Raw genomic sequence first — 22,547 nt, 5'->3', positions numbered from 1 at the left:
GCCTAAGCGCGAGATGGTATAGTAGAGGAGAGAACAGGGGGGCGGTGCGACTGTGCTCCTGCAAGAGGTGAAGAGGACCGTTGATTCCCATCGCATGCTTGAGACGGGCACTGCGGTGGTCGTGGGTGTTTCGGGGGGACCAGATTCTGTGGCGCTCCTCCACGTACTCGCTTCGCTCAGGGAACAGTATGACCTGAGCCTCCACACGGCACACCTGAACCACCTTATGAGGGGTGAAGAGGCCAAGGAGGACGCCAATTACGTGCGGCACCTGGCGACTTCCCTGGGAGCCGGTTTCACCGCATGTGAACGGGACATCCGGAGGATGGCCCGCGATGAGGGACTATCCGAGGAACAGGTTGGCCGGAGAGAGCGGTACAAGATGTACCTGGAGGTTGCGGCATCCCTGGGAGCTTCCCGAGTTGCTCTGGGGCATAACAGGGACGACCAGGCGGAAACCGTCCTCATGCGCTTCTTGCGGGGGGCCGGTGTAGAGGGCTTGTCTGGCATTCCTCCAGCCCGGGACCTGGCCCCCGGAGTAAGGGTAATCAGGCCACTCATCAATGTCCCCAGGCACGAAATCCAGGCGTACTGCAGGCTGAATGGCCTGGCCACCAGGTTTGACAGCACCAACCTGGATCCGGGGTACCTGAGAAACCGGCTCAGGCACGAAATCCTTCCCTTCCTGGAGAAGGAGCTGAACCCCGGGCTCAGGCAGGTTCTGGCCAGGACAGCCGAGGTGTGCCGTGAAGATGCGGACTACCTTGGCCGGAGGGCAGAGGAGGCCCTCTCCCGGGTGATGCTGGAGCCGGGCGATGATGAGTTGAGGCTCTCCGCAGGCGACCTGCGAGAGATGATGCCCGCCTTGCGCCGCAGGGTGTTACGGGCTGCCATAGAGGAGGCCTGCGGAGGTCTCCAGGGCATTTGCTTTTCTCACATTGCGGACATCGACAGACTGATCACGTTGGGAGGAACAGGCCAGAGACTACACCTGCCTGGGGGTGTGACAGCGAGCCTGGACTATGGAGATCTCACCCTGGCACCGGGCCGAGGGGCATTCGCCCCCCCCTTCTCCAGAGAGGTGAAGGTCCCTGGCGTGACATTCCTTCCTGAGGTTGACTACGTGATTGAGACCTCCGTGGCTGACAGGGAATCTGTGCGGGCCGAAATGGAGAGGGCCTGGAGTGCCAATGTTGCATTCCGAAGCTATTTTGACTATAATAAGGTGGTATTGCCCCTGCGTGCGAGGTCGCGCCTGCCAGGCGACAGTTTTCGTCCCCTGGGCCTGGGCGGTACCAAGAAGGTAAAGGACTTTTTCATCTCTGAGAAGGTTCCCCGGAACCTGAGAGGCAGAGTGCCTCTCCTTGTTTCGGGCGAAGAGATCGCCTGGATTGTGGGACTCAGGCTCTCAGAGGTATTCAAGGTGACCGGCAACACTAAGACGGTGCTCATTGTCACAGCCACACCCGTAGACACCATCGACACAGAAGGGAGGGCTGATCGGTGAACAAGGCCTTCAGGAACATCATGGTATACCTACTTATACTGCTGGTCAGCATCTCCATAGCCAACTACCTGGCCACCGGCGGGACTGACAGCAGAGAGATTTCCTATACGGAGTTCCTGGCAGCGATCCGGGAAGGCAACGTCCGGCAGGTGACAGTAGAGGACGGCCACAAGGTAACGGGTGTTCTCAAGGATGGCTCCGAGTTCCTGGCCATCATTCCGGAAGACCCCGCCCTCTACCAGGTCCTTGAGCAGGAGGGTGTCGCAATAATCGTTAAGCCCCCGTCCCAGCCTGCTCTGTGGACCACGCTTCTTAGCACCATTCTCCCAGTAATACTTGTGGTGGGCGCATTCTTTTTCATCATGCAGCAGACCCAGGGTGGCGGGAATCGTGTGATGCAGTTCGGCCGTAGCAGAGCCCGACTGCACACTCCGGCAGACAAGAAGCGGATCACCTTTAGTGACGTCGCGGGCGTAGACGAGGTCAAGGAGGAGCTCCAGGAGATCGTGGACTTCCTGAAGCACCCCAAGAAGTACATGGAGATAGGCGCAAGGATTCCCAAGGGCGTGTTGTTGTTCGGAGCCCCGGGAACCGGCAAGACGTTAGTGGCCCGGGCTGTGGCTGGAGAGGCAGGCGTGCCCTTCTTCAGTATTAGCGGCTCCGATTTCGTGGAGATGTTCGTGGGAGTAGGGGCATCCAGGGTTCGTGACCTTTTCGAACAGGCCAAGAAGAGCTCCCCCGCCATCGTCTTCATTGACGAGATTGACGCGGTTGGGCGCCAGAGGGGAGCAGGATATGGCGGGGGTCACGATGAGAGGGAGCAGACCCTTAACCAGCTGCTGGTGGAGATGGACGGCTTCAGTGTGAATGAGGGTTTGATAGTGATAGCGGCCACCAACCGCCCGGATGTTCTGGATCCCGCGCTTCTCAGGCCTGGCAGGTTCGATCGCCAAATCGTCCTTGACAAGCCCGACCTGAGGGGCCGGATCGAAATCCTCAAGGTCCATTCCAAGAGTAAGCCGCTGGCCAGCGATGTGGACCTGGATGTGCTGGCCCAGAGGACCCCGGGTTTCACCGGCGCCGACATAGAGAACATGGTTAACGAGGCGGCATTGCTGGCGGCAAGGAGACGCCGCAAGATCATAGGCATGGAGGAGATGGAGGAAGCCATCGACCGTGTGCTGGCGGGCCCAGAGAGGAAGAGCCGCATAATCAGTGAGAAGGAGAAGAAGATAGTTGCCTTTCACGAGGCGGCTCATGCCCTTGTTGCCAGGAAGCTGCCGAATACGGATCCAGTCCACAAGGTATCCATCATACCTCGGGGGGGAGCCCTAGGCTATGTGCTGCAGCTGCCCATTGAGGACCGGTACCTCATCACAAGGTCCGAGATAATGGACCGCATCACGGTGGCCCTGGCGGGCAGGTGCTCGGAGGAACTCATCTTCAAGGAGGTCTCCACCGGTGCCTCGGATGATCTGGAGAAGGCCACCAAGATGGTGAGAAAGATGATCATGGAGTTTGGGATGTCCGAGAAACTGGGCCCGCTCACCTTCGGCAACAAACAAGACCATGTGTTCCTGGGCCGGGATATAGCGCGGGACAGGAACTACAGCGAAGAAGTAGCCGCCTCCATTGATGATGAGGTCCGCAGGATAGTGTCATTGTGCTATAAGCGTGCGCAGGACCTGCTGACGGAGAACATGGAGATGCTCAACAAGGTCGCGGGCACGCTGATGGAGAAGGAAACCCTGGAGGGTCACGAGCTGGAGGACCTCCTGAATAACGTAGCGGAAAAGGCTAGCTAAGGCCCCCCTTCTGGGGGGTTTTCCATCTTTCCGCCCACCCTATAGCCATCGCCGCCGGTGCCAACGGTGAAAACCACCAAACAACCGGAAACCCCCGGGAGGAAACATCTTTCCTGGCGGAGAAATGTACACGTGCTTTTGTCAATTTCCTAGTAGGATCATAATAATGGACTATAGCCGGGCGCCAGCCCTTCTGAGACAGGGCCGTTCCGGCTAATTGTGCGCCAAGGGTCGTGTCACGAATCCCTAGCCCGTGTTACTCGGAGAGGAGTGAGAAAGTGGTGGCGGAGAACTGGGTGAAGAAGCAACGATTCGACGGGGAGGCCATCGAGGTGCTCGGTCCAGCCTACGAAGATGGTAAACCCACTGGTGAGGGAATCGGCCAGTGGCAGCACAAGCTGGACTCAAGGAAGGAGATACTTACATACCTCAGAAGCGGTGAACGTTACTGGTATGGCAAGGAAGGCTTTGGGACGGAGAGACGCAAGAACCCTGCCTGACGGGAGGCTGTCCGGCAAGGACTAGACAGGGAGGGACCTTCAACGTGGCGGAAGAGAGAGTCAGGAGCATATGCTCCACTACCAACCAGATGCTGGAGAAGGCGGCCTGTGATGGCGTGGTCACTGCTTTCGATCGCGCTGATGGGCTCAAGCCTTGTCCTATAGGCGCGGATGGCGCCTGCTGCAAGATGTGTGCCATGGGGCCTTGCCGTCTCCCCAAGAAGAAGGGAGGAGATGAGGCCGGCAGGAGAGGGGTATGTGGGGCGACTCCCGAAACGGTGGCCGCGAGGAACTTCGTGAGAATGATCGCGGCGGGGACCGCAGCCCACTCAGACCATGGCCGCGGCGTTGCGGAGGTATTTCTCTCTGCAGCCAAGGGAGAGGCTCCAGGTTACGGGATCAAAGACGAGAAGAAACTGCTACAGGTAGCCATGGATTTTGGAGTACAGATCGGTGACCGGCCCGTAAATGATATCGCCCTGGACGTAGCGGAAATCGCTCTCAGTCAGTTCTCCACTGATGATTCCCTCAGGTTTATCAGCAGGGCGCCCCTGAAACGCCAGGAACTCTGGCGCAAGACTGGCGTGGTACCCAGGGGCATTGATAGGGAAATAGTGGAGTGCATGCATCGCACCCACATGGGGGTTGACCAGGACTACCAGAACCTGTTGATGCAGGGTGCCAGGACCGCACTGGCGGACGGCTGGGGCGGCTCAATGGTAGCCACAGAGCTCCAGGACATCATGTTTGGCACCCCCTATCCCATCTTGGGCAGGGTGAACCTGGGCGTGCTCGATCCCGAGCAGGTAAACATAGTGGTTCACGGCCACGAGCCGCTCCTCTCCGAGATGCTGGTGTGGGCATCCCGGGACCCGGAATTACTTGAGAAGGCCCGGGCCAATGGAGCCAAGGGCATCAACATGGCGGGCATCTGCTGCACCGCCAATGAGATCCTTATGAGGCATGGCATCCCTCTAGCGGGGAACATCCTCCAGCAGGAACTCGCCATCATCACCGGGGTGGTGGACGCCATGATCGTGGATGTCCAGTGTATCATGCAGTCCCTCCCCACCGTGGCCCAGTGCTTCCATACCAAGGTGATCACCACGTCACCTAAGGCCAAGATGCGCGGAGCCATACATGTCGAGTTCAACGAGCACGACGCCGTGGCATCTGCCAAGGCCATCGTTTCTCAAGCGATTGAGGCGTTTACCCAGCGAAAGGGCGAGGCTATGGTCCCTGCTGAGCAAGTAGACCTGGTGGCGGGTTTCTCCCACGAGACCATCAACTATCTCCTGGGCGGCCTCTTCCGGGCTTCCTACCGTCCTCTGAATGACAATATCATAAACGGCCGGATCCGTGGTATAGCCGGGGTCGTTGGATGTAATAACCCCAGGGTCCCCCATGATGAAGTGCACGTGGCAATGGTAAAGGAGCTCATCAAGAACGATGTGATAGTGCTCCAGACAGGGTGCAGCGCCATGGCCTGCGCCAAGGCGGGCCTCCTGGTTCCGGACGCCGCGTCGCAATTTGCAGGCTCGGGACTGGCCGAGGTATGTGAGACCGTAGGTATTCCCCCTGTTATACACATGGGGTCCTGCGTAGACAACAGCCGGATACTCATGGCCGCCACCGCCGTAGTCAAGGAAGGCGGTCTTGGGGATGACATCAGTGACCTCCCGGCCGCAGGTGCCGCCCCTGAGTGGATGAGCGAGAAGGCCATCTCCATAGGCCAGTACTTCGTGGCGTCAGGGGTCTACACCGTGTTCGGTGTTACCTGGCCCACGCTGGGCAGCGACGAACTGACCAAGTTCCTATTCGAGGGCATGGAGGACAGGTTCAAGGGCAAGTGGGCTTTTGAGCCCGACCCCATTGAGGGAGCCAAACTAATGATTGCCCACATTGACTTGAAGCGTAAGGCTCTCGGAATTGACAAGGCCCGCGAGCGGGTCCTGTTCGACATGGCTATGCGGCGGGAGCTGGCTTGATTCTGGAGTGAAGCGGTTCGCCCAAAGAGGAGGGTAACGATGTCCAAGATCATCTGTTCAGCAGCGATCCGCGGTGCCCACAAGATCGTGGACAGGGCCGAAGCCCAGTGGCAGCAGGCCATGGATAAGTTCGGGGCCAAGCAGGAGATCGCCTTTCCAAATACCACCTACTATCTTCCGATAATATACGGGATACTCGGGATCCCCGTGCAGAACCTGGGGGATTGCGAGGGAGTGTTCAAGAAGTGCCGGCAGATCCTGCCCCCATATGTCAAGGAGAGTGTCCACCTGCCCTATCTAGGACCTGCCCTGGACGCAGGCATGGCCACATTCTTCGCGGAGGAGATAGCCGAAGGCATCAGGATACTGGAGCAGCCTGACTTCTACACTGCCCAGGAGGAACCCACTGACGGCAACATCTGGCTGGGGCCGGCGGACGATGTCATCCTGAGGCGAAGGGGCATCGAGTTCGTGGACGGTACCGCGCCGGGGTTCGCCGCCATCGTTGGAGCGGCACCGGATCCCGCCACCGCCCAGAAGATCGCCCGGGAACTCCAGGAGAAGAGCCTGTACGTGTTCATGTGCGGAGAGCACCAGGGCAATCACTTCTCCAACCAGCTTGTGGAAGCTGGCGTCCAGATAGGCTGGCCGACCCGTCTGGTATCCTTCAGCCCCGATGTCTCTGGCGCCGTCTTCGCCTTGGGGTTTGCCACCAGGGCAGCCATGGCCTTCGGAGGCATCGAGCCTGGAGACTACCGGAAGATCCTCATATACAACAAGGACCGTGTGTTCGCCTTTGTCTTGGCCTTGGGTAGCGTGACAGAGGAGTGGTACGCGAATGCCGCGGGAGCCATCAACTGGGGCTTCCCCGCCATAGCCGATACGCCCATTCCCGAGGTTCTCCCCACTGGTATATGCACCTACGAGCACGTGGTCTCCAATATCCCCCACAATGAGATCGTCTCCAAGGCAGCGGAGGTGCGCGGGCTTCGCGTAGCCGTCTCCAAGGTGCCTATCCCCGTAGCCTACGGGCCAGCCTTCGAGGGGGAGAGGGTCCGGAAGGACGATGCCTACCTAGAGTGTGGCGGCGGCAAGACTATGGCCGTGGAATGGTGCACCATGAAGTGGATGGACGAGATAGAGGACGGGCATGTCGAGGTGATAGGGCCCGAGATCGATAACATCGAGGAGGGCTCTACCCTTCCCTTGGCTGTGGTTTGCGAGGTGGCCGGCCGCAAGATGCAGCAGGACTTCGAACCCATACTGGAACGGCAGATCCATCACCTTGTGAACTACGCAGAGGGCATCATGCACATCGGGCAGCGAGACATTGCGTGGTACCGGTTCGGCAAGAAGGCAGTTGAGGCAGGGTTCAAGATCGCCGATATCGGCCGGATCCTCCATGCCAAGATGCACCAGGACTTTGGGGCTATCCTCGACAAGGTCCAGGTGAGGATTTACACAGAGACTAGCAAGGTGGATGAGGTCCTCAAGCAGGCCAGGGAGGTGTACGCAGTACGTGATGCTCGTATCGAGGGCATGACGGACGAGGACACGGAAATGTACTACTCCTGTACCCTGTGCCAGTCCTTTGCCCCCACCCACGTTTGCATGGTCAGCCCGGAGCGTACAGGCCTCTGCGGCGCCTACAACTGGATGGACTGCAGGGCGGCCTATGAGATCAACCCCACCGGACCCAACCAGCCCGTGAAGAAGGGCGAGGTCCTCGACGCCAGGCTGGGTGTCTTCAAGGGAGTCAACGAGTTCGTCTCCAAGGAGTCCAGGGGGGCCATTCCCAGATACTCCTTCTACAGCATCGTTCACGAGCCCATGACAACGTGCGGGTGCTGCGAGTGCGTTGCCGCAGTGCTCCCCATGTGCAACGGGGTCATGACGGTGAACCGAGAGTTCCAGGGGATGACACCCTGCGGCATGAAGTTCACCACCCTGGCGGGAGCCGTTGGAGGCGGGCAGAGCACCCCTGGTTTCGTGGGTCACAGCAAGTACTACATATGCCAGCGGAAGTTCCTATCGGGTGACGGAGGGCTATTCCGTCTCGTGTGGATGCCCAAGATGCTGAAAGAGGAGATCATGGACAGGCTCCGGGCGAGGTCTCGGGAGCTAGGAATGCCCAACTTCCCGGATCTCATAGCCGACGAGACTGTAGGCACCACAGAAGAGGAGATCCTGCCATGGCTAGAGAAGGTGGGGCACCCGTGCCTGGCAATGGATCCTCTGTTCTAGCAAGGGGTTGACGGGATGAACAAGCAGTTCCCAGGAAACCTGCCCACGGATGACATTCCGTTCGGTCACAGCCAGCGGGAGGCCATGAGACTGGCCTCCCGCCAGTTCTCCGCATCGGACATCCCTGCAAGATGCCAGGCGGTGGGGGCGGTTCTTGAGGGACAAGTGATCAGCCTTCCCTTCATGGGAAAGCCCCTTACACTCAGGCTGCCTGGCCTGGAATTCTCTCTTGCCGGAGAGGCTTGTGGAGTGCCCCTTTGGCTCCAAGTGCTGGCGCTCCATCACCTGAACACCTCGGACGGATCCACTCCCACCGGTGAACTGGTGGCCTTCAGGAACCTGCCTGGCGGGCAGGTCTACCATTCCAACTTCGAGAAACGCGTATCCCAGCGCCTGGCCAGGGAGTTCGGGAAAGCTCCGTCAAGGCTTGTCGAGGCAGCTCGGCGCCTGGGCGGGGCTGAGGTCCATGCAGGGGATAAAGGAGCCGTTGTGAGCGCATTCCCCAGGGTACCCCTGACCATGGTAGTCTGGAAGGCGGACGAGGAGTTCGCCGCCTCCGGCTCGGTGCTGCTGGATTCCACTGTCCTTGGACACCTGCCCATAGAGGATGTGGTGGTTACGGCACAGGAGGCTGTATCATACCTTGTCCGGGAGGCACGGCCGCTACGGTCGTGAAGGAAGACGCCTTTTTCCCAGTGTACCCTCTTGTGGGACGAAGCCCGCAAGGAATAGCGAGAATCTCTCCTGGCCTTGCTGACCAGCGCTGGATATGATGCTGAATAAGGGGACTCCTACCCGGGGGCCCAGCGAGGTGACTTTCCCTGAGCCGCTACATCGTGTCTTGGAGTGGAGGAAAGGATAGCGCACTAGCACTCTACGAGGCCCGCTCCATGGGACTTAAAGTCTCCCACCTTCTTGCCATGATCTCTCCACAGGGGTACTCCAAGTCCAACAACGCTTCCCTGGACATCTTGAACCTCCAGGCCGAAGCAATAGGCGCTGAACTGGTGACCGGTATGGCCGGTTGGGAGGACTACGAGGATGAGTACAGGAAGGCCCTCCACAGCGTGGCCCCAGGCGTTGAGGGCTGTATCTTCGGGGACATTGACATCGAGGGCCACAGGGATTGGTGCCGGAGGATTGCCGCCGAGGCTAACCTGAAGTGCATGCACCCCATCTGGGGCAAGAGGCAGGAGGACCTCATTGCCAGGTTCATAGGCCTTGGGTTCAAGGCGGTAATATCCGTGGTAAACACCAAGTACCTGGGGGTCGAGTGGCTGGGACGTCCCATTGACCAGGGCACTGTGGAGGAAATGGTGAGCCTGGGGGTTTCGCCCTGCGGGGAGCTGGGGGAGTATCACACCATCGTGACAGGTGGGCCCATCTTCCAGCGCCCAGTCCCTGTGGAAGAGGCTGGCAGGAGCCTCCTGAGCGGCTACGGTTTCCTGACCCTCCGCCCGCGGCAATCAAAACTGGATCCTCCAGGGCCCCAGTGACGCTCACAGCCTGACCGGGACGCCCTTCTCCTTGAGATATGTCTTTACCTCACCTATGGATATCTCGCCGTAGTGGAATATGGATGCGGCCAGCACAGCATCGGCCTTGCCCCTGGTGAGCACATCGTGAATGTGCTCCAGGCTACCTCCCCCCCCAGAGGCGATCACCGGCACCCTCACGGCCTCCGATACCGCCCGGCACAGATCCAGATCATACCCGGCCTTGGTGCCATCCGTGTCCATGCTGGTCAGGAGGATTTCTCCAGCCCCTAGCCTCTCTCCTTGGCACACCCATTCCAGCACATCCATGCCAGTTGGCGTCCGGCCCCCGTGGATGTACACCTCCCACCTTGGCCCTGGCCCAACCTGCTTGGCATCCACAGCCAGGACAACGCACTGGCTACCGAAGAGCTCTGCGCCCTGGGAGATGATGGCGGGCTCCTGTACCGCCCTGGTGTTCAGTGACACCTTATCAGCGCCAGCCCTCAGGATGGCCCGCATGTCTTCAATGGTGCGTATGCCCCCGCCGACTGTGAAGGGTATGAATACCTCGTCAGCCACCCTCGCGGCCAGGTCCATCATGATGGACCTCTTGTCGCTGGAGGCCGTGATGTCCAGGAATACCAGCTCGTCAGCGTTCTCCCGGCCATAGCGGGAGGCTAGTTCCACCGGATCCCCCGCATCCCGGAGATCAAGGAACCTGGTGCCCTTCATCACCCGCCCGCCTGTCACGTCCAGGCACGGCATCACCCTCTTGGCCAGCACTCCCTCATGCCCCCTCACACATCGCGGCGAAATTGTCCAGCACCCTCAGTCCAGCCCCGCCGCTCTTCTCCGGGTGGAACTGGACCCCCTGAATGGGCCCTCTCCCAACAGCGCTGGCAAACCCCATCCCATACTCGGACCAGGCGGTCACCAGAGAGGCATCGTCCGGCTGTACGTAGTAGGAGTGGACAAAGTACATGTGCTCTCCCGGGGGTACGCCGTGAAAGAGTCTTGCACCCGGGACGGGATTCACCTGGTTCCATCCTATCTGGGGAACCTTCATCCCAACGGGAAAGCGCCTCACCCTTCCTGGGAACAGGCCCAAGCCTGCGGGGAATGGGCCGGCAGGGGCGAAGCGTTCCTCACTGGATTCAAAGAACAGCTGCATTCCCAGGCAGATACCCAGCAGTGGCCTCCCCTCCAGCGCGCAGCGCCGCAGTGCCTCATCCATGCCAATCTCCCTTAGCCTCTCCAGGGCCCGCCCAAAGGCGCCCACCCCAGGGAGGACTACGCCGCTGGCGCCCATAATATCACCAGGCTGGCCCGTAAGCACCGCTTCGCGCCCAAGGTTCCTAAAGGCCCTGTAGACGCTCCTGAGATTCCCAGCACCGTAGTCTACTATGGCGATCAACAGGCTCCCCCGCTTTAGCGCTTTAATGTGCTAAGCACACCCACATTCTACATGCAGGCCTCTGGACATGTCAACGGCTGGGGATTGGAGGAACCCTGGTGTTGGGAGCGAATTCCTGATAGGCTGAATGCTTCCCAAAAGCATATTTGGTCACACTACCCGTGTGACAAACGGGTGCCACGAGGGGGATGCTGATGCCTGGCAATAACTTCGAAACGGTCACACTTCCCAACAGGATAAGGGTCCACACTCTCAGTACACGCCGTTTCAAGACGGTTAGCGTACGCCTCTTCATACACCAGGAACTCACCCGGGAGAAGGCTGCGCTGACCGCTTTGCTCCCCATGGTCCTGCGACGTGGAACCGAGAGCAGCCCCACCGCTCAGGAGATATCCCGGAGCCTTGAGGGACTCTACGGGGCTGAGATTGATACTGGTGTGATGAAGGTAGGAGAGTGTCACGTCATCTTCATACACCTGGACGTACCAGGTTCCCGGTACCTCTCAGATCGCCCTGAGTCGTTGCTGGACAGGGGCTTGGAACTCCTATCCGAAATGGTGCGGAGACCGGCCCTGGAGAACGGCCTATTCCGCCAGGACTACTTCCAGCAAGAAAGGGAGAATCTCAGGAGACTCCAGATGAGCCTTATCAATGACAAGGTGCAGTATGCTGTGATCCGGTGCATTGAGGAGATGTGCCGCGATGAAAGGTATGGGGTTTCCAGGTACGGGAAGCCCCAGGACCTTGAGGCTCTGGATGTTGCGGGTCTTACCGAGCACTTCCGGCAGACCGTCTCTAGTTACCCCATGGACATCTACCTCGTGGGTGACATATCCCCAGAGGACGCTGCCAAGATGGCTCGACATCTTTTCGACTTCCCCAGGCAGGGGTCCAGGGAGATAAAGCCTACAGTACTCATCCACGAGGTAAACAGCGCCCGGCAGGTAGTGGAGAAGCACGACATCAACCAGGCGAAGCTGGCCTTGGGCTACCGCACGGGCAGGAGCCGAAGAGACCCGGGCTTCTGGGCTCTGGCCTTCTGTGACGGCATCTTGGGCGGATTCCCCCACTCCAAGCTCTTCATGAATGTCCGGGAGAAGGCGGGGCTGGCTTACTACGCCTTTTCCAAGCTAGAGGCCACCAAGGGCCTGATGACCCTCTCCTGCGGGATCGACTTCGAAGACTACACAAGAGCCCTGGCCATCATGAACGAGCAAGTGGAACACATGAAGAGGGGCGTGCTGTCTCAGGAGGAAATGGATTACACCCTCAGGGGAATGGTGGGCCGGATCAAGGCTGCTGAGGATTCCCCCACCGGCACCATACTCCGCCAGCTGGAAGGCAACATCAACGGGGTAGACGAGAGTCTGGAAGATATAGTGAGGCAACTAGAGGGGATTACCCGGGACGATGTGGTCGAGGCTGCACAGGGGCTCCGGCTGGATACAACATACCTGTTGACCAAGGACGATGCCCAGGAGGTGCGGCAGTGAGTTCCAGACGCCTAGCAGAAAAGACCCTCTACGAACCCAGGCTCCAAGAGACACTATTCACCCGTAGGCTGGCATGTGGGCTGGACATCAGCGTCCTCCCGCGGCCGGGGTTCTTGAAGAAACACGCCACCTTCATGACCAGGTATGGCTCAGTAGACTCCTCCTTCACCTTGCCTGGGTCAGAGGAGGTGGTGGAGGTTCCCGCAGGCATAGCCCACTTCCTCGAGCACGAGGTATTTGAGGAAGAGTCAGGGAACGCCTTCGAGACCTTCGCGGCGCTGGGGGCGTCCGCGAATGCCTTCACTACCTACACCAACACCACCTACCTGTTCACAACAACCCAGGACTTCAAAAAGTGCCTGGAATTCCTGCTCACCTTCGTAGGGCGCCTTAGTCTCACCGGGGACAAGGTTGAGAGGGAGAAGGGTATCATAGAACAGGAACTGAGGATGTATGAGGATATCCCACGCTTCAAGGTCCAGGCCAACCTGATGCAGGCCCTGTTCCACAATCACCCTGTGAGGCTTGACATAGGGGGCACGGTCCAGTCCGTGCGGGCCATTACCAAAGAGCAGCTGGAACTCTGCCACTCCACCTTCTATCACCCCGGGAACATGGTGGTTTTCGCCACGGGGGACCTGGACCCCCAGGAGACCATGAACTTGGTGGAGGATGTGCTCTCTTCCAACGACGTATGGGACCTTGCGCCCCGTACCCAGCCTCGGAGGCGTTTCCCCGAGGAGCCTCACGAAGTGCTGAAGCCCCGGGTGAGTCACAAGATGCTTGTGTCCCAGCCCATCCTTAATATCGGCATCAAGGATGTGGAACCCGGGCTTCGGGGGCCCGAGGTGCTGAGGAAGGAGTTGCTCACGGGTATTCTCCTAGACATCCTCCTGGGCAGGGGCTCAGACCTCTACACGTCCCTGTATGAGGAGGGGCTCATTGACGACAAGTTCTCCGCAGGCCACATGGGAGAGGCGGACTATGGGGTGACCATAATCGGGGGCCAAACGCCAGACCCCCGCCGGCTTGAGGAGCGCCTCATCCAGGGTTTTGGGACCCTGGGCCATTCAGGGCTGTCTGAAGAGGACTTCCAGCGCATCCGGAAGAAGACCGAGGGCCAGTTCCTGGGGGTCATCGACCAGCCTGAGGCGCTGGCTCAAGTCTTCAATCACCACTACCTTCACGGGGTGGGGCTCTGGGATTTTGCGTCTACCCTGCAGTCACTCACCTTCGAAGAGGTCTCCAGGCGTTTTTCCGAGTTCCTTGACCCAAGACGGAGGTCTGTCTCCGTGGTGCTTCCCGCAGAGTGACATGGATTCCCCTCATAAGACGCCCCGGGCAACCATAGAGTAGACGGGGGGATGGTACCATGACCCGTTGGCGTTTGGTTGCCCTTGGCCTTGTCATCGCCGCCGCCGTACTGGTCCTGGCTGGCAAGGAACCGCCCTTCAGTTATGGCGAGCCAGAGGTAGTAGGCTCCGTACCATGGTTTGACCCCGGAACCCACCAGGGAGTACTGGGGTTCGTGCCTGAGGTTGGAGCGGGACCAATGGGATTCGTCCCAGGCCAGCAGGGCGAGATATTTGTGGCCGACACCGTACGGTCCCGCGTTGTCCGGTTTGCCCCGGAGGAATTGACGGAAATACACACAGAACTCCAGGGACGGCCACTCAGGCCGGAACGCCTGGCGATTTCCCCCGCTGGTGACCTCTACGTGGTAACGGACGATGGTTATGTGCTCCGCTACGATACCTCAGCAAACTTGAAGGGGAGCTTCTGCCTCAAGCCGGACCCTGGCAACGCTGGCGCCATCTGGGCGGTGCAGCGCATCTCTTTCCTTTCCGATGACCGCATCGCTGTTGCGGACTCTTGGCTGCACGGGGAGGGCTACTTCAGGAGGGTAGCCCTCTATGACCCTTCTGGGAACCTGGTAGACGTGCTGGGTGGATTCACCATGAACCCGCAAGGGGAGATCTCCGGGTTATCCCAAGACGCGGGGCCCAGGATAGTCGTGGACTTGGCGGGCGCCCAGGGGCACTTGTTCGTCCTGGAGAGAGGCACCAGTGGGGAAGGTTACAGCATTACGTCCCCGGTGGGAAGCGGGTGGAGCATTGATCCCGGCTGCGCTGAACCCTCCCTCCTGGGCATAGACGGGCGGCACAGGCTATACGTGGCGGGGGCCACCCCACCCGGCCTGAAGGTGATAAGGTACGATGTCTCCGGCCGCGTGACGGGGGAGGAAATCGTCGATCTGCCGGATACTCCCTGGCATGCGGCGGTGGACGCCAAGGGGAACCTCTACATCGCCCATTACGGGCAGGATGCCTATGTGATACGGCGCTACTCCCTGGGAGGCTAAGAGCGTTCCATGGCGCCCCCAGTTTGGCGCCTTTTTTACCGGAGGGGACGGCTTTCCACTCATTGAAAAACATTGTCAATGAGAAAGTTCCGCCCCGGCCTTTGGTCTTGTCACCCACGGCACGTTAAGAGGAGGGGTCCCATGCACTGGGAAGTGCAGTGCATGCAGCTGTTGTGGGATGGTGCCCCACCGTAGGTTTGCCCAAATGCGATAATCCCAAGGAGAAGCAGGTCCAGATTCGGACAAGCATTGGAGGATGGTGAAAAGGTCCAGGTTCACCAACGCCTTCACGTAGAGCTGCTGGGTACCATCCCAAGGCCTGCGGAAATCGCTGAGAAGGGGCTTGAAGACCACCTAGACCCTTGGTGTGTTTCCATGTTCGACAGAAGGATGAAGCGACCTTCCTGGAGAATCAGTAAAGGAGAGATCAAAGACCATGTGAGCAAAGGGAAGTGGGGTAGGCCCGCTTCTTGGGAAGACTTCGTGGTAGTCTGAGAAATGGTACTAAAGGGGAAGTAGAAGGGGAAGGATGGCAATGTACAATGAGAAGGTAATGGAACACTTCCGTGCTCCCCGCAATGTGGGAGAGATGGAGGACCCCGGTGGCGTTGGTCAAGTTGGAAACCCTGTGTGCGGAGATGTCATGAGATTCTTTATCAAGGTGAAGGATGGGCGCCTCTCAGATGTCAAGTTTCAGACCTTCGGCTGCGGGGCGGCCATAGCCGTTTCCAGCATGATAACGGAGATGGCTATAGGAAAGACCTTGGAGGAAGCCCTTACCATTACCAACGCGGATGTGGCAAAAGAGCTGGGCGGCTTGCCCCCCAACAAGATGCACTGCTCCAACCTAGGTGCGGATGCGCTTCGAGAGGCTATAAAGGACTATATGGCCAAGGCTAGGCCCGGTGGAGGTGGTGAGGATGATGGGTGAAAAGGTGGACGGCCATTGTGCTTGTCCCTTCTGTGACAGTCAACCAGTGTGCGACAGTCTTCCTAAAGACATAGATGTCAAGAAGTGCCGCGTGGAGGTTCGCGTGTGCCCAACGTGCAAGGGCCCGGTCAACAAGGACACCGGGAAGTGTACTGCCTGCCATCCCGATCCTGCCTGAAGCCCTCCTGGGAGGGAGTGGCCTGAACCGCAGGCGTCTTGGATCCACCTGCTTGGGAATTGAGATCGAGGTACCGGAGGAGCGGGGCAAGGTCGGGCTGGTGACTGGGTATGTGAAGCGGCCAAGTAGACCGGGATCTCTGTAGCGCCAGGGCCAAGCTCCTAGGAGCGGGCCCTTTCTCTGTGCCTTTCGGGGCAAGGCACTACTGACCGGTCCCTTCCCTCAGGGTGCGGGAGGATTCAGCGGCACGACCACCAAAACCTCCAAGAGACTTGCGAAGTACGTTCACAGGAAGGTGGCTGCCCGTGTTCGACCGGTCCGAGGCCCTGTTTCTCCTGGCAGGTGCAAGGGAGGGCATACCTGAAGCCAGGGACCGCCTGATACAAGTGGCCGTTCCATTCATCAGCTCGGTTGTCGCCCGGTACTGTCGAAAGCGAATAGACTGTCACAGTGACGAGCTAAGCGTAGGGATGGTAGCCTTCAACGAGTCCATAGATGCCTTCAATGGGCCGGAACAGAGTTTCTTTCCCTTTGCCCAGGAGGTAATCCGGCGGAGACTCATAGACTACTTCCGCAGCCAGCGACGGTTTGAGGCCGAGAGGCCTTTACTGGACGGCCAGGAGGGTGAACCAGGCACCAGTTCACCGGAGGTAAGGGCTGCATGGCAAAGGCACTGGCTCCAGCAGGAAGCCGACGAGCGGGCTGAGGAGATCGCCATACTGGGAGAGCGCCTGAAGACCTACGGTATAAGCTTCAACGACCTGGTACGGTCCTCTCCTTCACACAGGGATACCAGGGAGCGCCTGCGCAGAGCGGCACTCCGCCTAAGCCAGGACCCTGGACTCATGGAGGCCCTGGAATCCAAGGGCAGGCTGCCCAAGAAGGATCTGTGCCGGGTAGCCGGCGTCAGTCGCAGGGTGCTGGACCGGGGTCGCAACTACGTCATTGCCTTGGCAGTGATTGCTGCCACAGATCAGTATCCCCGCATCAGAGAATACCTCAACCTGGAGGGGGGTCCGGGGATGTGAGAGAAGAGAGCGGTATAGTGATCCAGCGTGACAACGGGACCGTGGTTGTTCTCACTCCCAATGGAGAGATAAGGCGTGTATCCGTGCGATACCAGGCGCAAGTTGGCGAGGAAGTCTTGCTATCCTCTGGAGCCCCTCGCTTCTCATGGGCCTGGGCGGCCGTGGCCGCCGTTCTGGTCGTGGCCATCCTCATGGGCTGGCACGGGTTCTTCCCCGCTCCCATCCACGCCTACGTAGCGCTAGACATCAATCCCAGCGTAGAGATGGGTTTTGACAAGGCTTTCTCCCTCGTCTGGTGGCAAGGCCTAGATGAAGAGGGGGCTCTTCTCACGAGACCCCTGTCCAGGGGGATGGGGCTTGGCCAAGCCATGGACGGGCTAATTGAGGAGGCCGTGGACTTAGAGTACCTCCGGCCAGGGGATGAGGGTGAAAATGTCCTTCTGGTATCATGGGCGTTCCCGGGAGGGCAGTCCGGTGCGCTGGAGGAGGAAATGGAGAGATCAGTCAGTGATACCCTGTCTGCGAATGGCATCGAAGGAAAGATCGGAGCTTCCCAGGTTTCCATGGAGACATGGGAGGATGCCCAAGCCCTGGGGCTGTCTCCTAATAGACTCCTCCTGCTGAAGGCAGCGGAAGCAGAGGGTATCCACCTGGAGCCATCAGACCTCCAGGGACCCGTGAGCAGGATCCTGAAGCAGATCCATGCGCACCCGGGGGAGGTGTTTGGGAAAAGGCCATCCCAGGTCCCCGTGAGACCGGGGAAGGATGATGGAGAGACGGAGCATGGGCCAGGGCGCCCGGAGGACAAGAAGCCGGGCCCCCCGTTTACCCCCCCGGGCAAGCAAGGTGTGAGGGGTGGTGGCGGGGGCGACGACGAGTGACGGTACGGTTTTTCCGAAACCAAGCCTTGCCCGGCGGGCAGGGCTTTTTGACATGAAGTAGCGCGGGATACTATAATCTGCCCAGTGGTACCAGATCGGTTTAAGGGGGAGACGAAATGAGTGGGAAAGGCCAGGTCATGAAGGTTAGCGATCTTGCCGGCTATGCCAGCGATTCCATTGTGAGCAGGGCATTGGTCAACAACAAGGCGGGCTCTCTCACGCTCTTCGCTTTCGACCAGGGGCAAGCCCTGAGCGAACACTCGGCGCCATTTGACGCCGTGGTCCATGTCGTGGACGGCCAAGCCGAAGTCACCATTGGCGGCGAGAAGATGACGGTAGGAGCGGGAGACCTGGTTATCATGCCCGCGAACGTGCCCCACGCTCTCAGGGCAACCTCCAAGTTCAAGATGATGCTGACCATGATAAGAGGGTAGAGACGCCTGCTTTAGAACCCGGTGTCCTGCCGGTGGTAGCCGCACGGTTAACGCAGAAGCGTAAGGAGGACCCAAATTGAAGATCGCGATGCTATTGCATGAGGGCAGAACCGTGATGGCGGCTCATACAGGCGGGGGCTATGTTGACCTGGAGGCCCTGGCGAACACCCTGCGGATGGATCTGCCCAGTAACCCAGTTGCCGTGGCAACGAGCCCAGAGCTCAGCAAGATTGGGGCCGCCTTGGATGGTGCGCCGGTTCTCACCGGCGAGCTCCAATTCCTGCCTCCCATTTCAAGGCCGGGCAAGCTAGTATGCATGGCCCGGAACTACCTGCTCCACGCAGAGGAGACTGGCTCAAGCCTGCCCGTGGAGCCCATCTACTTCTCAAAGGCTTCCACAACCCTCATAGGTCACCAGCAACCCATCATTATACCCCCAGGTATCGGCAGGGTTGACCCCGAGGCTGAACTCGCCGTGGTTATTGGCAAGAGGGCCAAGGGTGTTAGCCGGGGTACTGCCCTGGAACATGTAGCCGGTTATGCCTGCTTCAATGACGTAACCGCCCGGGATCTGCAATCCCGGGACACTGGGGGGAAGCATCCTTGGTTCAGGTCAAAGAGCTATGACACCTTTGGCCCCTTGGGACCCTACCTTGTTACCGCCAGTGAAGTAGCAGATCCTCATTGTCTCTCCATACGCCTCACTGTGAACGGTGAGGTGCGCCAGGAGTCCAACACGGCCATGATGGCCTTCGATATCCCTGCCATAATAGCGGCGGCAAGTCTTGTAATGACGCTGGAGCCGGGGGACGTAATAGCAACGGGAACCCCCCAGGGCATAGCACCCATCCACCCGGGCGATGTCGTTTGCGTTGAAGTGCAGGGTTTGGGCTGCCTTACTAATCCCGTCCTGAGCCAGGGCTGAAGTGCCGGGCTAACCAGGAGAACAAGACTTCCCACACCTCCTGGTGCCTGTGGGAGAAGCGGTGATCAGCTCCGCCTATCGCCCACAGCTCCTTTGGCCGGCCGGCGGCGGCGAAGAGCGATTCACCATGTGTTGAGGGTACGACCTCATCATGCCCCGCCTGGATTACCAGGAGAGGCCGGGGCGCTAGGGCTGCCCCGCACCGGAGAATATCATGCCTCTGCAGGTCCAGGAAGAAGTCGTGTTTCACACGAAACCCGCCTCCGGGTGTGGGTATGAAGAGGCTAGCCCCTGGCTCCAGGGTCTCCTGCACTGCTAGGGGGAGCCGGAACACCTCTTGGAGGTCTACTGGGCATGCCCATGCGCATACCCCTGCTACACGGGGGTCTAATGCCGCCTCACACAGCGCTGTAGCCGCGCCGAGGCTTCGCCCCACGACTACCACCGGGGAGGCACCCTCCAAAATAACGAAGTCCACAACGGCCCTGAGGTCCTCCACCTGCCCCGAGAGGGTTATGTCCTCTGAAGGCCCGGGGCTCCCACCGCACCCCGTAAAGTCAAACAGCACACAGGAATATCCCCTGTCCCAGAGGGCTTCCGCCATTGGAATGGCCAAGCCCCTGCCCTCCTTCGTTCCGGAAAACCCATGACACACCACGACCGTGGGTCCGCGGCAGTCCCCGGTACACAGCGCCGCCAGGTACCCGCGGGACCCCACCGGTATTGCTAGGTCCCGCCAGGCATAACACATGTGTTTCACAGGAATCATTCCTCCCCCGGTGTGGGTATGGTTCGAGCTCATGGCCACGGGTACCTGCGAGGGATGATAGGGGCCCGGGAACCATACAATAGTCCGTGAACGGGGGTGATGTAAGTGTCTGCCCGGGAGCACTGGGGTTCCTCATTGGGATTTGTGCTGGCCAGCGCTGGCTCCGCCGTGGGGCTTGGCAATATCTGGAGGTTTCCCACAGTGGTGGCCCAGAACGGAGGGGGGGCCTTCGTAGCCGTCTATCTTGTGGTTGTGCTGTTCATCGGGCTTCCTGCGATGATGTCCGAAATGGTCATGGGCCGGGCAGCCCAGCGCAACGTGGTGGGTGCCTTCAAGGTGCTGAAACCGCGGTCATCCTGGTTCCTGGTGGGGGCTATCGGGGGACTGGCAGCCTTCATCATACTCTCCTACTACTCAGTGATAGCCGGGTGGGGGCTCTACTTCCTGTACCTTACTCTGTCCGGAGACCTCCAGGGCCTGGCAGCACCCCAGCTGGCCCAGGTCTTTGCCACCTTCACCGGGAATCCCTTGGGCCCTGTCTTGCTCCATTTTGTCTTCATGGCCCTTACCGCCCTCGTTGTGAAGACAGGGGTAGGCAAGGGTATAGAACGGTACAGCAAGATAATGATGCCTTCCATCTTTGTCATACTCCTGATCCTGCTGGTGCGATCCCTGAGTCTGGAGGGGGCCATGGAGGGTGTGTACTGGTTCCTCAGGCCTGACCTCTCCGGTCTTAGCCTGCAGGGCGTTCTAATTGCCACTGGCCAGGCCTTCTTCAGTTTCAGCCTGGGGATGGGCGCTCTGGTAACCTACGGGAGCTACCTCACAGGAAGGGAGAACATCCCAGAAAGCGCAGCATATGTAGCCTTCGCTGACGTCGCCGTTGCACTCCTCGCGGGCCTGGTTGTCATTCCTGCTGTCTTTGCCTTTGGGTTTCCCCCGGAGACCGGTCCAGGGCTCGTCTTTGTCACGATACCCGCCATCTTGAACAGCCTGCCCCTGGGATCGCTCTTTGGCACCGCATTCTTCCTTCTCCTGCTCTTTGCTGCGCTGACCTCGTCCGTGTCCCTGATGGAGGTGATAACCGCCATATTCATCGACGAGCGCAGGTGGTCCCGTACCACGGCTACCTTGATAACGGGCGCAACCGCGTTTCTCCTGGGCGTGCCGTCAGCCATTGGAACCGGCACCATAGCGGGGTATGCCCGTACCGGGGCCGAGTTCCTAGGCCTAATGGACTTCTTTGCATCAAATGTGCTATTACCCGTAGGAGGGTTACTCCTGGCACTCTTTGTGGGTTGGGTATGGGGCGTAAAGAGGGCGGCCAGGGAGATGAGCCTTGGAGCTCCCACATTCAAAGGTGTTGCTACCTGGGCATTTCTCGTGCGCTATGCCGTTCCTGCCGCCATAGCCATTATCCTAGTGGTAGGCCTGTTAGGATAGGAGAGGAATCCCCCCTGAGTTCTAGAAGTCAAGCGTGTATGGGGGGCGTTGCCATGGCGGAAATCCAGGTTCAAGGCCGTTCCCGGGTGGAAATCCTGGACATCACTGACCAAGTGACTCAGGCAGTGGTAGAATCCGGGATTGTCCGGGGCTTTTGCCATGTGTTCGTGCCACACACAACAGCAGGGATCACCCTGAACGAGGTGGCTGATCCCGATGTAGCCAGGGACATGGCGAAGGCCTTCGCCAGCATGGTGCCAGCCGGTGGATACCAGCACAGGGAGGGGAACTCAGACGCCCATGTCAAGGCCAGCTTGGTAGGTTCCTCCGTATGGATACCAGTAGAAGACGGTCGCCCGGCAATGGGGTCCTGGCAGGGCGTGCTGTTTTGCGAATTCGACGGGCCAAGGGTGCGAAGGGCGCGAATTACCGTATGGCGGCTTCCCTAGATTGCCACGGGGAGGGAGGAACGGAAAGGGGGAGTTTGAATGGACATCGTGATCGAAGTGGGAAACACCAGGTTACAGTGCCTATTCAACTCCTCTGGCACCTCCAGGGCCATCTGCGATGCGCTTCCCCTCACGAGCCACGCTAGCCTGTGGGGGGATGAGGTCTACTTCCGTATCCCTGTGCGCCGAGACAGGGAGCCCGGTGCCAGGACTCACCTGGAGGCTGGAGATATAGCCTTCTGGCCGGATGGCAATGCACTCTGTGTGTTCTTCGGTCCTACACCGGCAAGCCAGGGCTCGGATCCTGTAGCCGCGAGTCCGGTGAATCTCGTGGGCAGGGTTATGAAGGGTCTCGGGGAACTGGCCCAGGCGAGGCCGGGAGACCCCATTGTGGTCAAGCGGGCATGAGGGTGGTTCCTCTTTAACCCTGATCCCCTCTCCTGCCTTTTACCATCATCCACTACCACAGGGATTCCCCTCCCCTTCGCTCCCTCTGTCCGCTGGTCGCTTGTTAGCCCTTCCTCTCTTGACTCTTCCCCTATTCGGGCCAAGTCATCGCAGATTGATGGAACCTTCAACGCTCTTTTATCCCTATTCCTCTCCCCCTTGGTCGCGCTGGTGTTACCCCACCGCCCTTTGATCCGCCCCAGCCCTTCCTTCCCTCCTGGGACGCCCAGCGCGCTGCCTCGTCCTTCCCCGCTCGCACCCACCAACCCCG

21 protein-coding genes are annotated in these 22,547 nt (G+C 59.5%); 18 read left to right on the top strand and 3 right to left on the bottom strand.

The genetic code is table 11. The features are described 5' to 3' along the window. Window positions 1-52 precede the first annotated feature (52 nt). The 7 genes from tilS to AB1576_08320 all read left to right on the top strand — a co-directional run bounded on the left by tilS (window position 53) and on the right by AB1576_08320 (window position 9,540). The gene (tilS, locus tag AB1576_08350; protein MEW6081771.1) at window positions 53-1,507 is read left to right on the top strand and encodes a tRNA lysidine(34) synthetase TilS; all 1,455 of its coding nucleotides are present in this window, start codon (window positions 53-55) and stop codon (window positions 1,505-1,507) included. After that, a complete protein-coding gene (ftsH, locus tag AB1576_08345; protein ID MEW6081770.1) occupies window positions 1,504-3,312 on the top strand; it encodes an ATP-dependent zinc metalloprotease FtsH in 1,809 nt (602 codons plus the stop codon). The genes tilS and ftsH overlap by 4 nt, the downstream gene beginning before the upstream one ends. 281 nt (window positions 3,313-3,593) lie before the next feature. Further along, window positions 3,594-3,812: a hypothetical protein gene (locus AB1576_08340; protein MEW6081769.1), complete on the top strand. Its 219-nt coding sequence runs from the start codon at window positions 3,594-3,596 to the stop codon at window positions 3,810-3,812. Between the two features lie 89 nt (window positions 3,813-3,901). Beyond that, complete coding sequence (cooS, locus tag AB1576_08335; GenBank protein MEW6081768.1) at window positions 3,902-5,800, top strand: anaerobic carbon-monoxide dehydrogenase catalytic subunit; 1,899 nt, start codon at window positions 3,902-3,904, stop codon at window positions 5,798-5,800. A gap of 39 nt (window positions 5,801-5,839) precedes the next feature. Next, window positions 5,840-8,044: an acetyl-CoA decarbonylase/synthase complex subunit alpha/beta gene (acsB, locus tag AB1576_08330; GenBank protein MEW6081767.1), complete on the top strand. Its 2,205-nt coding sequence runs from the start codon at window positions 5,840-5,842 to the stop codon at window positions 8,042-8,044. A gap of 15 nt (window positions 8,045-8,059) precedes the next feature. Further along, window positions 8,060-8,719: a DUF3786 domain-containing protein gene (locus AB1576_08325; GenBank protein MEW6081766.1), complete on the top strand. Its 660-nt coding sequence runs from the start codon at window positions 8,060-8,062 to the stop codon at window positions 8,717-8,719. Between the two features lie 161 nt (window positions 8,720-8,880). After that, window positions 8,881-9,540: a diphthine--ammonia ligase gene (locus AB1576_08320; GenBank protein MEW6081765.1), complete on the top strand. Its 660-nt coding sequence runs from the start codon at window positions 8,881-8,883 to the stop codon at window positions 9,538-9,540. A 3-nt stretch (window positions 9,541-9,543) separates the two neighbouring features. Here AB1576_08320 and hisF read toward each other — a convergent pair whose 3' ends face one another. Together hisF and hisH are read right to left on the bottom strand one after the other, a co-directional pair. Beyond that, complete coding sequence (gene hisF, locus AB1576_08315) at window positions 9,544-10,305, bottom strand: imidazole glycerol phosphate synthase subunit HisF (GenBank protein MEW6081764.1); 762 nt, start codon at window positions 10,303-10,305, stop codon at window positions 9,544-9,546. A gap of 4 nt (window positions 10,306-10,309) precedes the next feature. Then, window positions 10,310-10,936, bottom strand: a complete 627-nt coding sequence (gene hisH, locus AB1576_08310; GenBank protein ID MEW6081763.1) for an imidazole glycerol phosphate synthase subunit HisH — start codon at window positions 10,934-10,936, stop codon at window positions 10,310-10,312. Window positions 10,937-11,130: 194 nt separating this feature from the next. Between hisH and AB1576_08305 the strand changes: the two genes are divergently transcribed. The 8 genes from AB1576_08305 to AB1576_08270 all read left to right on the top strand — a co-directional run bounded on the left by AB1576_08305 (window position 11,131) and on the right by AB1576_08270 (window position 19,168). Then, window positions 11,131-12,429 carry a pitrilysin family protein gene (locus tag AB1576_08305; protein ID MEW6081762.1) on the top strand — a complete coding sequence of 433 codons (1,299 nt, stop codon included), beginning with the start codon at window positions 11,131-11,133 and terminating at the stop codon, window positions 12,427-12,429. Then, entirely contained in the window at window positions 12,426-13,742 is a 1,317-nt protein-coding gene (locus tag AB1576_08300; protein MEW6081761.1) for a pitrilysin family protein, read from the top strand. Before AB1576_08305 ends, AB1576_08300 begins: the two co-directional genes overlap by 4 nt. 59 nt (window positions 13,743-13,801) lie before the next feature. Next, window positions 13,802-14,791, top strand: coding sequence for a hypothetical protein (locus tag AB1576_08295; GenBank protein ID MEW6081760.1), 990 nt, complete (start codon window positions 13,802-13,804; stop codon window positions 14,789-14,791). 535 nt (window positions 14,792-15,326) lie between these two features. Continuing rightward, on the top strand, window positions 15,327-15,722 hold the full coding sequence (nifU, locus tag AB1576_08290) for a Fe-S cluster assembly scaffold protein NifU (GenBank protein MEW6081759.1): 396 nt from the start codon (window positions 15,327-15,329) through the stop codon (window positions 15,720-15,722). A gap of 483 nt (window positions 15,723-16,205) precedes the next feature. Next, the gene (locus tag AB1576_08285) at window positions 16,206-16,928 is read left to right on the top strand and encodes a sigma-70 family RNA polymerase sigma factor (protein MEW6081758.1); all 723 of its coding nucleotides are present in this window, start codon (window positions 16,206-16,208) and stop codon (window positions 16,926-16,928) included. Beyond that, the gene (locus AB1576_08280; protein ID MEW6081757.1) at window positions 16,925-17,809 is read left to right on the top strand and encodes an anti-sigma factor domain-containing protein; all 885 of its coding nucleotides are present in this window, start codon (window positions 16,925-16,927) and stop codon (window positions 17,807-17,809) included. The genes AB1576_08285 and AB1576_08280 overlap by 4 nt, the downstream gene beginning before the upstream one ends. 116 nt (window positions 17,810-17,925) lie before the next feature. After that, a complete protein-coding gene (locus AB1576_08275) occupies window positions 17,926-18,243 on the top strand; it encodes a cupin domain-containing protein (protein MEW6081756.1) in 318 nt (105 codons plus the stop codon). 76 nt (window positions 18,244-18,319) lie between these two features. After that, window positions 18,320-19,168 carry a fumarylacetoacetate hydrolase family protein gene (locus AB1576_08270; protein MEW6081755.1) on the top strand — a complete coding sequence of 283 codons (849 nt, stop codon included), beginning with the start codon at window positions 18,320-18,322 and terminating at the stop codon, window positions 19,166-19,168. On the opposite strand, the gene AB1576_08265 is transcribed toward AB1576_08270, so the two are convergent. Continuing rightward, on the bottom strand, window positions 19,143-19,919 hold the full coding sequence (locus tag AB1576_08265; protein MEW6081754.1) for an alpha/beta fold hydrolase: 777 nt from the start codon (window positions 19,917-19,919) through the stop codon (window positions 19,143-19,145). The genes AB1576_08270 and AB1576_08265 overlap by 26 nt on opposite strands. Before the next feature lie 123 nt (window positions 19,920-20,042). On the opposite strand from AB1576_08265, the gene AB1576_08260 reads away from it, so the two are divergent. The 3 genes from AB1576_08260 to AB1576_08250 are packed head-to-tail and all read left to right on the top strand — an operon-like array spanning window position 20,043 to window position 22,237. Continuing rightward, window positions 20,043-21,380 carry a sodium-dependent transporter gene (locus AB1576_08260; GenBank protein ID MEW6081753.1) on the top strand — a complete coding sequence of 446 codons (1,338 nt, stop codon included), beginning with the start codon at window positions 20,043-20,045 and terminating at the stop codon, window positions 21,378-21,380. Window positions 21,381-21,433: 53 nt separating this feature from the next. Continuing rightward, window positions 21,434-21,829, top strand: a complete 396-nt coding sequence (locus AB1576_08255) for a secondary thiamine-phosphate synthase enzyme YjbQ (GenBank protein MEW6081752.1) — start codon at window positions 21,434-21,436, stop codon at window positions 21,827-21,829. Window positions 21,830-21,868: 39 nt separating this feature from the next. Next, window positions 21,869-22,237, top strand: a complete 369-nt coding sequence (locus AB1576_08250) for a cyclophilin-like fold protein (GenBank protein MEW6081751.1) — start codon at window positions 21,869-21,871, stop codon at window positions 22,235-22,237. The last annotated feature ends 310 nt before the right edge of the window (window positions 22,238-22,547 follow it).

It is taken from the genome of Bacillota bacterium, assembly GCA_040754315.1.
In the GTDB taxonomy this organism is placed as follows: Bacteria; Bacillota; Sulfobacillia; order DUSP01; family JBFMCS01; genus JBFMCS01.
The sequence above is the reverse complement of the archived record's forward strand: the minus strand, read 5'-3'. Positions and strand labels throughout refer to the sequence as shown.